The following is a 12,635-nucleotide window of genomic DNA, read 5'->3' as shown; positions in this document are numbered from 1 at the left end:
TTCGTGTCTGTCAGGAAGCCGGCGGGACGGCGCCTTCCTGCTCCGCCAGCGAGGCGATCCAGTCGACGATCTTCTCGCTCTCCCAATACCAGGGATCGTTCGGATTGTTGTTCCAGTACGCCATGTGCTGAATGAACCCGAGGAAGATGTACGGCTTCGTGAGGAGCTCGAAGAAGTCCCGGTTGTCTTCCACGAATCCCGCACCTTCGGCGCTCAGCTTCTTCTTCACGACGTCCGACCCTGGACCCATCGCCCAATCGAGCATCGCGGTCTTCTGCTCCCGCGTGTAGCGAGTGTCCAGATCCGGCCCGTCCGGGTCGTACGTCTTGTCGGCGACCTTGCGGAGAACGTCCAGGAACGACTCGTCCGATGCGAACCAGTCGTCGTGGCGCACGATGTGGACGATGGCACGGGTGGCCATGTCGGACACAACGTTTCGGAAGTCGCGAACCGTCTGCCCCGGATCGACGAGCGTGAGGTGCATCTGCCCCATGACGCCGAGCGCCAACTCGAGCACGGCAATTTCCTTGGGTGCGTCACATGCGATGTCGTAGGGCCTGCAGGCGTAGGTGATCTTGTCGGCCAGTTTCCCGTAGTCCGCGGGGCCGGAAGACATGAATCCTCCGCCCGAGGGGCCGGGTTCACCCATGGACGGAGTTCCGGCGGGCCGATACGGGTCGCCGATCAATGCCACACCCGCGATGTCGTCCGCAGTCACGGTCGCCGTCGAGTCACGGTGGCCGATGTCTCGCACCACTCGCTCCGTGACCTCCCCACCCACGCTGTAGCCGACGAGAACGAAGTCGGTGGCGTCGCCACACTGGGCCTTCTTCTCGTCCAGGATCTTGTTCATCGCCACCACACCCGCTGCGACGGAGTCCTGGTAGGTGGGCACTTCTTCGAGAAAGCCGACGCCGTACGTGGACGGGTACGGAACGTATGCCCAACCGACAGTTCCGGGATCGTCCGCAAGGCGCTCGCCCGTCGGAACAGTCACGTTGCCAACCCAATTCGACCAGGCCTGTCGGTCCGATTCGTCGAGCGGCGGATTGTCGACTTCGGAATCGGTGGCGCCGGAGATTGCCACGACCATGATGTCCGGGCATCCGGCACCGTAGTTGTCGGGATGAACCTTGCTGGCATCCGGCGCGTCCGTATCGGAGCCCGAGGACGAGCCCGAGTCGGATGAACCCGAGCCCGACGACCCCGACGCGGAACCGGTTTCGGGTGCTTGCGCGTGGGCGAGCCCCGGGAGGGTCAGGATCACAGCCCCCACTGCGACCACCCCCCTCGCCATTCGCGCAATGTTGGTACGAGCGAACTGCATGAAACCTCCGCCGGAGAGAGATAGGGGCAATACAAAGAAAAGTACAGATGAGAACGGTACAAGCGAAGGTACGAAAAAGGACCCGTTTCGTCTATGTGAAGACCACGGTTTATGATGGGCTTCGTGGTCATTTTCTTCGAGGTTCTCCTAGGTCTCGCAACGCTGCTGATCCTGTGGTTCTCGGTGTACGTCCTGTACCGACTGGTCACAGACGAATCGTGAGCAACCCGTCCGACGAGGGTCCTGATCGCACAGACGATCGGCCCGAAATCCGGCGTGGCAGCGGCGATGCCGCTGTGGCGGACGCGGTCGAGCGTTCCAAGTCGACTGCGGGCCGCAACATCCCCCTGCTACCGGATATCCCCCTCCCCGAGGACACGGCGAATCTTCGCCTGGGCCCGGATCTGAACCAAGAACTTCTCGCGGTCCTCCCTCTCGTCGGCGTCTGGCGCGGCGAAGGCGAAGGACACGACCCCGTGACCGGCGACGATTACCGCTTCGGTCAGCAGATTGTGGTGTCTCACAATGGCGGGGCGTACCTGACCTGGGAATCACAGAGTTGGGTCATCGACGCGGATGGCGCGTACGTTCGCCCCGATCTCCGTGAGTCCGGCTTCTGGCGGATGAGCGGCGACGGCATCCCCGGCAGCACCGACGAAGAGGTCGTCGAACTGCTTCTCACACACAGTTCCGGTGTGGTCGAGCTGTACTACGGAAAGGCGCTCACCCAGTCGTCGTGGGAACTCGCGACCGACGTCGTCATTCGCTCCACTTCCGGAGCACTGATGGGTGGCGCCAAGCGCCTCTACGGCATCGTCGAAGGTGGCGACCTCGCGTACGTCGAGGAGCGCATCGTGGCAGACGGTGACCTCCAGCCGCGCCTGTCCGCACGGCTTTCCCGCTACATCGGCTGAATCCACCTACCTGGCACGCAAACGGCCCCCGAGTCCTCCGGTGTGACACCGGATCCGGTCTGGACAAGACCGGGGACTCGAGGGCCGGGTAGCTGCCTGGGATTCGCCAGCCGCTCGCGCGGTCAGTGAATTCCGTCAGCGGTAGCGGCTAGCGGGCAGCCACCTCACGTGTCCGTATGTTCTTCAACTTCAGACCACCTCCTTCCTCGTGTACCCAAAAGGTACGCCGCAGTCAGGAAGTCGGCAACGGATTATTTCTCTCGGCGAAATCCAGGCGTATAACCTGGTCAGCATACGTATCTGCGGGAAGTTGATGGGTGACGACCACAACGGTCCGGTCCGCAGCGATCAACCCGCTCGCGCGATCCAAGAGCCCGTGCAGCATCGATTCACCAGCCGCCGAGTCGAGATGCTCCGTCGGTTCGTCCAGCAACAGCACGGGAGCAGTCGACAACAGGGCCCGAGCGAGCAGAAGTCGCCGACGTTGCCCGCCGGACACCGCGCGCGCTCCACCCTCGAGGAACGTGTCGACCCCGTGTGGCAGCGAACGCAGCCACTCCCCCGCCCCCACTGCAGACAGCGCCGCCTTCGCCTCGTCTTCTGTCACGTCGCCGCGTACCACCCGCAGGTTCTCGAGGACCGATGTCTCGAAGAGATGAGCGTCCTCTGCAAAGAATCCGATACCGCGACGCACGTCCTCCGGACGGCACTCGTCGAGGGCGGTACCGCCGGCGGCGACACTTCCTGCGATCGGCGGCAACAGTCCGGCGAGAGTCATCAGCATCGTCGTCTTTCCCGCGCCGCTCGGGCCGACGACTACCACCCGCCGACCGGGAGCCAAGTCGAGGTCGAGCGGTTCCGTCACCTTGCCACCGGGCCATCCGCATTGGAGGTCGTGCGCACGCACCACTCCCGAACCGTCCCACTTCTGGGCACCCTCGGGTGTGCCCGTCTCCGCAGCATCCACGACGGCCAGCACACGACGAGCGGCAATTCGCGCCCTGCTCAGCGCGATTGCGGCTTCGGGCAATGCGCCGGTCGCCTCGAACGCCGACAACGGCATCAACACCAGAATCCCGAGCGCCATCGGGCTCATGCTTCCCGGCGCATACAACTCCAGGCCGATCAGGAGTGATCCGATCACACTTGCACCGATTGCCAACGGAGTGGCAGCGGATGCGAAGGCATGCCGCGGCGCTGCCCGATCCAACGCGGCCACCGCACGAGCCTCGGCTGCGCGGGCCCGTTCGGTCGCCGTCTCCAGTCGGCCCGCCACCCGAAGTTCTGCTGCACAGTCGAGGGCGGTGACCGCAGCCTCGCTGAAAAGGGCACGGGCCTGCGCACTCTCGCGCTCCGCCAATCGTGCGGCGCGAGCCGACAGAACCGGGGCGACGACACCCGACACCACGAGCGCGACCGCGAGGACGAGAGCCGCGGCCGGCGAGATCACGGCGAGAACTCCTACCGCGGCGACCGACAGCACTCCGGCTACTGCCATCGGAATCAGCGCCCGAACGACGACGTCTCCCAGTGCATCCACGTCTGCGCCGGTGCGGGCCAGCAGGTCTCCGCGCCGAAGGCCGGAGGACACTGCCGGGTCCCCGTCGGCGAGCAGTCGGTAGATACGGGTGCGCGCAGACGTGGTGCCGCGCAGCGCCGTGTCGTGCGTGGACAACCGCTCGAGGTATCGGAACACGCCCCGTGAGATACCCAGTGCGCGAACGGCGACGACGGCCACCGTCAGATCGAGGACCGGTGGCATCTGCCAGGCTCGTGTGATGAGCCACGCGGACAGCACCGCGAGCGCAAGAGCACTACCGAGGGTGGCAACACCGGCGGCCACGGACGTCAGCACCCGGCGCGGTTGCAGTTCGAGCAGGCGGATCGCCCTGAGCAGCGGGTCATTCCTCACGTGCATGCACCTCCACCACCGTGTCGGCGACTGCGAGAACGCTGGGCCGGTGCGCCACCAGCACCACCACGTGCCCCCGATCGGCAAGAGCGCGAATCGAACTCAGCACCGTCTCTTCGGTCGCATCGTCCAGGTGGGCCGTGGGTTCGTCGAGCAGCACGATCGGGCGGGGCGTTGCGAGCACACGCGTCAGCGCGAGACGTTGTCGCTGGCCGAGAGACAGTCCGGTCCCGCCGGCGCCGACCACGGTTCGCACTCCTTCGGGAAGTTCGGCGAGCACGGTATCGAAACCGGTTGCGGCCGCGGCCTCCTCGAGGTCGTGGACCTCGCCGGTCAGATGCAGGTTCTCTTCGACCGTTCCGGGCAGCAGGACCGGGTGTTGCGGCAGCCACGCGATTCGCGACCACCATTCCTCCCGCTTCATGTTCTCCAGTTGCAGGCCGTCGACCGTCACACTCCCCCGGTCGGGCCGCGAGAGCGCAAGAACGAGGTGCAGCGCCGTGGTCTTTCCCGAACCGTTCGGACCGGTCAGAGCGGTGATGCACCCCGCCTCGAAGATCGCGTCCAACCCTTGCGGGGCACACCCACTGCGCGAGCGCACGCCGACACCGGTCAGCTCGATCCGTCCCGGAGCCGCGGGAGCGGACACGGTGCCGCTGCCCGCGATACGGGGCTCCTCGCCGGCCTCGATCACCGCGAAGGCCCGATCCGCTGCTTCCAATCCGTCTTCGGCCGCGTGAAACCTGGTGCCGACCATGCGCAGTGGCAGGTACACCTCGGGCGCCAGCACGAGCGCGACGATGCCTGCCTCGAGCGCCATCTCCCCGAACACGAGACGCAGTCCGATGCTGACCGCAATCAGTGCAACGCTCAGCGTGGCCAGCAGCTCCAACACCATCGAGGACAGGAAGGCGACCTTCAGGGCGGACATGGTGCTGCGCCGATGCGCGTCGCCCAATTGCCTGATTCGAGCGGCCGGGCCCTGCTCACGACCCAGAGCGCGCAACGTCGGCAGTCCCGCCACCAGGTCCAGGAGCTGGGCCGACAAGGCGGTCATGGCTTCGAGAGTGCGCCGCGATTTCCCCTTGGTGAGCAGCCCGATGAGGATCATGAAGATCGGGATGAGGGGCAGCGTGACCACCGCGATCAGCGCCGAGGTCGTGTCCTGCCACCAGATGACGGCGAGCGTCGCGGGTGTGAGCGTCCCGACCAGGATCAGGGCCGGCAGGTAGCCGGTGAGATACGGGATCAGTCCGTCGATGCCACGCGTGAGCACCGTCGCGACCTCGTCACGGCGCGGATCGAGTTCGCGCGGTGGCAGACGAGTCGCGGTGACGAGCACCTGGTCCTTGAGTTCCGCCACGACCCGGTGGGCCGCGCGATCCGCGAACCGCGTGGTCGCCCAGGACAACACGACCCGCGCGCAGACTGCACAGGCGAGCACTACCAGCTCGATGTTCCAATCACTCCACGCGGTGTGGCCAGCGGTGATGGCACCTGCCAGAACCCGACCGAGCATCAGCGCGGTGACGATCACCATCACCACATCGAGTGTCGACAACACGACCGTGGCGATCAGATGGCCACGCGCCGAGGCCGAGTAGCGCCACAACCTCGGATCGATCGGCGCCCGCGAACGCGCCGGCGAGACCGGGGTCTTCGCAGGCGTGTCCGCGCCGAGTGACGTCATTTGCGTCCGAGCTTCAACCCGATCGAGGGCGGGATCTGATCGGCCGAAATCCGTTGCCGGAACACCCAGTACGTCCAGCCCTGGTAGATCATCACCACCGGGGTGAGGAATGCCGCCGCCCACGTCATCACCTTCAGTGTGTACGGGCTCGACGAGGCGTTCTCGATGGTCAGGCTGTACGCGGCATCCAGAGTGGAGGGCATGACGTTCGGGAACAACGAAGCGAACAGCAGCACGCTCGTCGCCGCGACGGCCAGGGTGCTCAGCACGAACGCCCATCCTTCGCGCTCTGCGCGAGTGAGTGCCACCACGCCTACCAAGGCTCCTGCGACGAGGGCGACGAGAATCCAGGTCCAGCCCTTGCCGTGCGCGAGTTGCGTCCAGAGAACGAACCCGCCGATCACCGGCACCGCCGGAATCGCCAGTCGTGCTGCCAGTTCCACAGCATCGGCGCGAACCTCTCGGCCGGTCTTGAGCGCCAGGAACACAGCTCCGTGCAGCGCGAAGACGAGCGCAAAACTCACGCCCCCCAACAGTGCATACGGATTCAACAGATCGAAGAACCCGGAGACGACGTGCTTGTCTGCGTCGATGTCCACGCCCCGGAGAATGTTGGCGAACGCCACTCCCCACAGGACTGCGGGCGCCCAGGATCCGAAGATGATGCCCCAGTCACAGCGCCTACGCCACTTGTCGTCGTCGATCTTTCCGCGGTATTCGATCGCGCACACTCGCACGATCAGCGCGACCAGAATCAGCAGGAGCGGCAGATAGAAGCCCGAGAACAGGGTCGCGTACCACTCCGGAAAGGCGGCGAACAGCGCGCCACCGGCAGTGATGAGCCACACCTCGTTGCCGTCCCATACCGGCCCGATGGTGTTGAGCACGACCCGTCGTCTGGTCTCGCCCTGCGGGTCCTTGCGACGCCCCAGCACGGGCATCAACATGCCGACGCCGAAATCGAATCCCTCGAGGACGAAGTACCCGGTGAACAACACCGCGATCAGGACGAACCACATTTCTTGAAGTCCCATGATCGTCTCCTAGTAGGCGAACGAGAGTTGGCGGGGGTTGTCCGGATCCTCCGGCTCGTCGTCTTCGTCGCCAGGCGGATGCGCGTCGTGTTCGAGCGGCCCCTCGAGCGTGTAGCGGCGAATGAGCCCGAACCACACGACGCCGAGCGCCGCATAGACGACCGTGAACGTGATGAGCGAGACCCACACGGTTGCTGCCGGATGGTCGGACACACCTTGATCCACCGTCAGCCGGATCAGTTCGCTACCGGTCGGGTTCGGATGCACAACCCACGGCTGACGTCCCATCTCGGTGAAGATCCAGCCCGCACTGTTGGCAAGGAACGGTGTCGGAATGGCAGCGATACTCAACCAGCCGAACCACCTCTGATCGGGGATACGTCCGCGACGGGTCACCCACAGACCGGCGAGGGCCAGAACGGCGGACCCGCCTGCGAGGCCGATCATCGCGCGGAACGACCAGTAGGTGACGAAGAGATTCGGCCGATAGTTGCCTGGGCCGAACTGCTCCTCGTACTGCGCCTGAAGGTCTTCGACGCCTTGCAGGTCCACCCCGGTGAACTTGCCCTCCGCCAGGTACGAGAGCACGAAGGGAACCTCGAGAACGTGGGTCACGCCGTCGCAGTTGTTGTGGGTGCCGACCGTGAGAATCGAGAAGTCCGGATCTGTTTCGGAGTGGCACAACGATTCGGCGGACGCCATCTTCATCGGCTGCTGCTCGAACATGAGTTTGCCCTGAATGTCGCCGGTGAACACCAGGCCGACGCCGGAGATCACCATCACGAGCATCGCGAATCGCGCTGCGGGCCGGAACATGGTTCTGGCCTCGGTCCGCATCTTCTCTGCTACTTCGGGCTCGGCTGCCTCGGCCGCCCGCGCGCGGCGCATGTTGCGCACCATCCACCAACCTGCGATGCCCGCCACGAAGGTGCCGGCCGTCAGGAACGCACCCGCCACGGCGTGCGGGAAGGCAGCAAGCGCGGTGTTGTTGGTGAGGAGCTCCCAGATGCTCGTGAGTTCGGCGCGACCGGTATCGGGATTGAACCTGGCGCCCACCGGGTGCTGCATGAACGAGTTCGCCGTGATGATGAAGTACGCAGAAGCGTTGACGCCGATCGCCACCAGCCAGATCGTGGCGAGGTGGACCACCTTCGGTAGCCGGCCCCACCCGAAGATCCACAGGCCGAGGAACGTCGACTCGAGGAAGAAGGCGACAAGGCCTTCCAGCGCGAGGGGCGCACCGAACACGTCACCGACGAAGCGGGAGTACTCGCTCCAGTTCATCCCGAACTGGAATTCCTGCACGATGCCCGTCGCCACACCGAGCGCGAAGTTGATGAGGAAGAGTTTGCCGAAGAACTTGGTGAGCCGATACCAGTGGTCCTTCTTGGTCACCACCCACATCGTCTGCATCACAGCGATCATCGGTGCGAGACCGATGGTCAGTGGAACGAGAATGAAGTGGTAGACGGTGGTGATCCCGAACTGCCACCGGGAGACGTCCAAGGCATCCATGACTACTCCGACACTCGGCCCGTAGGACAGGCTTCGGATTCGAAGCGTGGGCTTCCGCTCGAACCCTGTTGCACAACATACTGCGGACCGTGATCGACCCGCAGGATCTTGTTACTACAAACCGTAGTAGGCCTGTCAAGCGTCGTCGAAGCCGAATCCCACAGTCTCGATTGCCACGTCGACCAGCTCTGCGAACTCGTCGGCAAGGGGCGCATCGGGCAGCGTCAAACCGTCCAGCGCGCGCACCCGAGCCGCCTTCGTCACGCTCGACACGAGCCAAACACCCTCGGAGACAATCAGATCCGCAGGACGAAGCGAGGCGTACTCGCAACGGAAACCTCTACTCCGCGCTACCGAGTACAGCGCCCGCTGGGTGGTTCCCGGCAGGATTCCCTGGTCGTGGGGCGGAGTGATCAACGTCTTCCCGCGGGCGATCACGACCGACGAACGTGGCCCTTCCAACACATTGCCCTCACTACTGACGAAGATCACATCGTCAGCCCCCTGCTGGGCTGCGTATCGCAATGCCGCCATGTTCGTCGCGTAGGACAGGGTCTTTGCGCCCAGCAATTGCCACGGCGCGTTCGCCGAGAAGTCCACCGAGAACCCTCGGTCCAGAGTGAGTACGGACACTCCGTCCCTGCGGGCCTTCCGCACGGTGTCGGACACCGGCCCCACCATCACGAATTCGGTCGGGTCCCCACCGCTCTCCCGGCCGCGCGTGAAGACCAGCCGCATCACACCCTCGACATCGGTGCCCCATTGCTCCGCCGCCAGATCGATCGCGAAGCGCCATTGGTCGAGGTCGGGGTCGGGTAGGCCGAGCGCTTCGGCCGACGACCGCAACCGGCTCAGGTGAGGTTCGACCTTGCAGGCTCGGCCGCCATGGACCAGCAGTGTCTCGAAAACGCCGTCCCCTCGGACCACCGCAAGATCGTCCGCATACAGCAGCGGCGAATCCGCGTCGCGAATCTCGTGGTCCAGCGTCACCAGCACTCGATCGGGCATGGGAATCAGCCTATCGGCAGACAATCCTCGCAATCCCTAGACTGGGTGCGTGGTCGTCAACGATTCCGTAGCTGCCAGTGTCCTGCTCTCCGTGCCCGGCGCGGTACCGCCGCCCGAGGATTCGCCCGATGCCGGGGTTCCCTGGCATCACGGCGATCCGCTGGGTGAGCAGCGCTCCGCCGAGCGCGCATCCGCCGTCGTGGACAGGTCTCACCGTTTCGTCATCGCAATCGGTGGCGCCGAACGACTGACCTGGTTGCACACCATCTCCAGTCAGCACGTGGCCGAGCTGCCCGATTCCACCAGCGCCGAGAATCTCAGCCTCGACATCAACGGGCGAATCGAGCACCACTTCGTCCAGACCGATATCGGCGACGTGACGTGGATCGACACCGAGGCGGAGCGCGGCCCGGATCTACTGAACTTCCTGAAGAAGATGGTGTTCTGGGCGAAGGCCGAACCGCGTGAGGGCAACGAGCTCGCCGTACTGAGCGTCCTCGGCCCCGAGTCGGCAGGTGTTCTCGCGGCCGCCGGTGTCACGGCACCGGACGACGTCTATGCGGCCACTCCCCTCCCCGAAGGCGGCTTCGTTCGCCGGATGCCGGGACCCACCGCAAGTGCGTACGACGTGCTGGTGCCGCGCGATCACCTCACCGAGTGGTGGAGCAAGCTCACCACAGCGGGCGCCGCACCGGCAGGCACGTGGGCCTACGAGGCCTTGCGGGTTGCCGCTGTTCGCCCTCGACTGGGCCTCGACACCGACGAGCGAACCATTCCGCACGAAGTTCGCTGGGTCGGCACGCCCGAGGAGCAGGGCGCAGTGCATCTCGAGAAGGGGTGCTACCGCGGCCAGGAAACGGTGGCGCGTGTGCACAACCTCGGGAAGCCGCCGCGGCGTCTGGTTCTCCTGCATCTCGACGGCAGCGCCGACTCTCGCCCCGAGATCGGCGACACCCTCACCGCGGGCGGTCGAGCAGTCGGCCGGGTGGGCACCGTCGTGGATCACCACGAGCTGGGCCCCATCGCACTTGCACTCGTCAAGCGGGCTATTCCCGCCGACACCGAACTGCTGGCCGGCACCGTCGCCGCATCGATCGACGCCGAGACCGACGCGGTGGACGATCGAATCCAGGCGGGTCGCGCCGCGGTGGAGAAACTGCGCGGCCGATGACCGTCTCTCCGGGGGTCGTCGAAGTAGTCTGCGTCCTGCACACCGAGCGGGACAGCGGAACCAGACGCGTTCCCCGCACCGCCATCGACAAACGCCCGGTCGACGGCCCGGTCCGGGTCGACGAGGCCGGACTTGCGGGCGACTACGTCTGTGACACCGAGCATCACGGCGGGACCTTCAAAGCCGTATACGCATACGACTCGGCCGAGGCGGCCCGGTGGGAGCAGGAACTCGGCCGCGTTCTGCCGTACGGGTGGTTCGGCGAGAACATTCGCATCGCCGGCCTTCACGTCACCGATGCGGTGATCGGCGAGCGGTGGCGGATCGGCTCGTCCACCGAGCTCGAGGTGACCGGACCGCGAACCCCCTGCGGCACATTCGGGGTGTGGGCACAGGAACCGCGCTGGGTGGCACGGTTCTCCGAACGCGGCGACACCGGCGCCTACCTGAGCGTGGTGACCACCGGTTCGATCCGCGCCGGGGATCCGGTGGAGCGGGTGTCGGTCCCCGACCACGGGGTCACGGTGCGCGATCTGTTCACCGGCCGCGATCCCGGCCGGCTCACGGCCCTGCTCGAACAAGCGAGCAACCTCTCACCTTCGGTAGCAGAGAAAGCCAGGAAGCGACTGGCGGGACTGGAAGTGCGGGTCACCTATTGAGCGTCGAACTTGTCGAAGTCGTCCGATCCGGCGTCCGGGAGTGCGTACACCGCGGTTCGGTCGTGGTGTCGCGGCCCGACGGTGAAGTTGCGCTCACGCTCGGCGAGACGCACACCCCGATCTACCCACGGTCGGCCAACAAGCCCCTGCAGGCCGTCACGCTTCTCCGCAACGGATTCGTTCCGGAGAGCACGGCGGAGCTGGCCATCGCCACGGCCTCTCATTCCGGCGAGTCGGACCACATCGAGTTGGTCGAGCGCATCCTCGCTCGATACGGCTTGACGGCCGATCTGCTTCGGTGCCCACCCGAGCTTCCGCTGAACGAATTCGCCCGCGCCGAACTCGTCGCCGGCGGCGAGCTACCCCAGCCGATCTACATGGGTTGCTCGGGTAAGCACGCCGCGATGCTGGCAACCTGCGTCGTCAACGATTGGCCCCTCGACAGCTATCTGGAATCCGGCCATCCACTTCAGCAGGCCGTCGTGGAGAGCTTCGCGACCATCAGCGGCGAGGCCGAACCCGAATTGGGTATCGACGGATGCGGCCTTCCCATCGTTCCACTGTCACTCACCCACTTGGCCCGGGTGTACTCGACGCTCGTCACAGCCGCACCGGACTCCCCCGAGCGAGCCGTCGCGGACGCCGCTCGCGAACATCCCCGGCTGCTCTCCGGGACCGACCGCAGCGAGGCACGCCTCATGCCCACGGTCCCCGGATTGTTCTGCAAGTCGGGTGCGGACGGGATCTACGCCGGTGCGCTACCTGACGGCTCGGCGTTCGCGGTGAAGATCGACGACGGCCACGAACGGGCGCTGCTTCCGATGGCGGCAGCCCTCGCGCACCACGTGGGAGCGGAGTGGACGGAGGATCTCGCGGCGCTCGCATCGCTTCCGGTGCTCGGTGGCGGGGTCCGAGTCGGAACCGTCCGGGCGATTCCCGGCATCTTCTGACTGCTTGAATCCGCATCTGTCCAGTTCGCAGGCTCGGTGAGACAAACCAGACACGTCCGCAGAGGCATGATGGAAGCGGAAGCGAGATTTCCACGCTAGAGTGTGTGGCAGGAAACTTACACACTCAAACGGGGCCGCCAAATTCCCCAGGCCGCCCCGCGAAAGCGCGAGGGGGTCAGCCATGGGCCGCGGCCGGGCTAAGGCAAAGCAGACCAAGGTTGCACGCGAGTTGAAGTACAGCGTACCGACCACGGACTTCGACAGCCTTCAACGGGAGCTCACAGGTGGGTCGTCCAGTTCGCATCGGAGCGGTCCTCTTCCGGACCCGCTATCCGACAGGGACGGCCATGCCCGAGAGGATGATGACGACGACTGGCGCTGAGCCGCAGTTCGGCTGAAGTACGCCGAACTCGGACGGCATCCGCCTCGTGCACACCACAGGCGAATGCCAGCCA

The 12,635-nt window shown here is 65.5% G+C and carries 11 protein-coding genes; 5 read left to right on the top strand and 6 right to left on the bottom strand.

The annotated features are described in order from the left end of the window. Positions 1–10 precede the first annotated feature (10 nt). Positions 11–1,327, bottom strand: coding sequence for a cutinase family protein (locus tag ACZI8R_RS12280; RefSeq protein ID WP_463379896.1), 1,317 nt, complete (start codon positions 1,325–1,327; stop codon positions 11–13). Between the two features lie 269 nt (positions 1,328–1,596). On the opposite strand from ACZI8R_RS12280, the gene ACZI8R_RS12275 reads away from it, so the two are divergent. Further along, positions 1,597–2,241 carry a heme-binding beta-barrel domain-containing protein gene (locus ACZI8R_RS12275; RefSeq protein WP_463379974.1) on the top strand — a complete coding sequence of 215 codons (645 nt, stop codon included), beginning with the start codon at positions 1,597–1,599 and terminating at the stop codon, positions 2,239–2,241. Between the two features lie 232 nt (positions 2,242–2,473). On the opposite strand, the gene cydC is transcribed toward ACZI8R_RS12275, so the two are convergent. The 5 genes from cydC to ACZI8R_RS12250 all read right to left on the bottom strand — a co-directional run bounded on the left by cydC (position 2,474) and on the right by ACZI8R_RS12250 (position 9,400). After that, positions 2,474–4,159: a thiol reductant ABC exporter subunit CydC gene (gene cydC, locus ACZI8R_RS12270; protein ID WP_463379895.1), complete on the bottom strand. Its 1,686-nt coding sequence runs from the start codon at positions 4,157–4,159 to the stop codon at positions 2,474–2,476. After that, positions 4,143–5,843, bottom strand: a complete 1,701-nt coding sequence (gene cydD / locus ACZI8R_RS12265; protein WP_463379894.1) for a thiol reductant ABC exporter subunit CydD — start codon at positions 5,841–5,843, stop codon at positions 4,143–4,145. The genes cydC and cydD overlap by 17 nt, the downstream gene beginning before the upstream one ends. Then, positions 5,840–6,877: a cytochrome d ubiquinol oxidase subunit II gene (gene cydB / locus ACZI8R_RS12260; protein WP_463379893.1), complete on the bottom strand. Its 1,038-nt coding sequence runs from the start codon at positions 6,875–6,877 to the stop codon at positions 5,840–5,842. Before cydB ends, cydD begins: the two co-directional genes overlap by 4 nt. A gap of 9 nt (positions 6,878–6,886) precedes the next feature. Continuing rightward, complete coding sequence (locus ACZI8R_RS12255) at positions 6,887–8,392, bottom strand: cytochrome ubiquinol oxidase subunit I (protein WP_463379892.1); 1,506 nt, start codon at positions 8,390–8,392, stop codon at positions 6,887–6,889. A 135-nt stretch (positions 8,393–8,527) separates the two neighbouring features. Continuing rightward, entirely contained in the window at positions 8,528–9,400 is an 873-nt protein-coding gene (locus ACZI8R_RS12250) for an aminodeoxychorismate lyase (protein WP_463379891.1), read from the bottom strand. A 49-nt stretch (positions 9,401–9,449) separates the two neighbouring features. Between ACZI8R_RS12250 and ygfZ the strand changes: the two genes are divergently transcribed. The 4 genes from ygfZ (at position 9,450) to ACZI8R_RS12230 (ending at position 12,562) form a co-directional block, all read left to right on the top strand. Next, on the top strand, positions 9,450–10,571 hold the full coding sequence (gene ygfZ, locus ACZI8R_RS12245) for a CAF17-like 4Fe-4S cluster assembly/insertion protein YgfZ (RefSeq protein ID WP_463379890.1): 1,122 nt from the start codon (positions 9,450–9,452) through the stop codon (positions 10,569–10,571). After that, complete coding sequence (locus tag ACZI8R_RS12240; RefSeq protein ID WP_463379889.1) at positions 10,568–11,230, top strand: MOSC domain-containing protein; 663 nt, start codon at positions 10,568–10,570, stop codon at positions 11,228–11,230. The genes ygfZ and ACZI8R_RS12240 overlap by 4 nt, the downstream gene beginning before the upstream one ends. After that, on the top strand, positions 11,227–12,180 hold the full coding sequence (locus tag ACZI8R_RS12235) for an asparaginase (RefSeq protein WP_463379888.1): 954 nt from the start codon (positions 11,227–11,229) through the stop codon (positions 12,178–12,180). Before ACZI8R_RS12240 ends, ACZI8R_RS12235 begins: the two co-directional genes overlap by 4 nt. A gap of 181 nt (positions 12,181–12,361) precedes the next feature. Next, a complete protein-coding gene (locus ACZI8R_RS12230) occupies positions 12,362–12,562 on the top strand; it encodes a DUF3073 domain-containing protein (protein ID WP_463379887.1) in 201 nt (66 codons plus the stop codon). Positions 12,563–12,635: the final 73 nt, after the last annotated feature.

It is taken from the genome of Rhodococcus huquni (genome assembly GCF_055231055.1).
The sequence above is the reverse complement of the archived record's forward strand: the minus strand, read 5'-3'. Positions and strand labels throughout refer to the sequence as shown.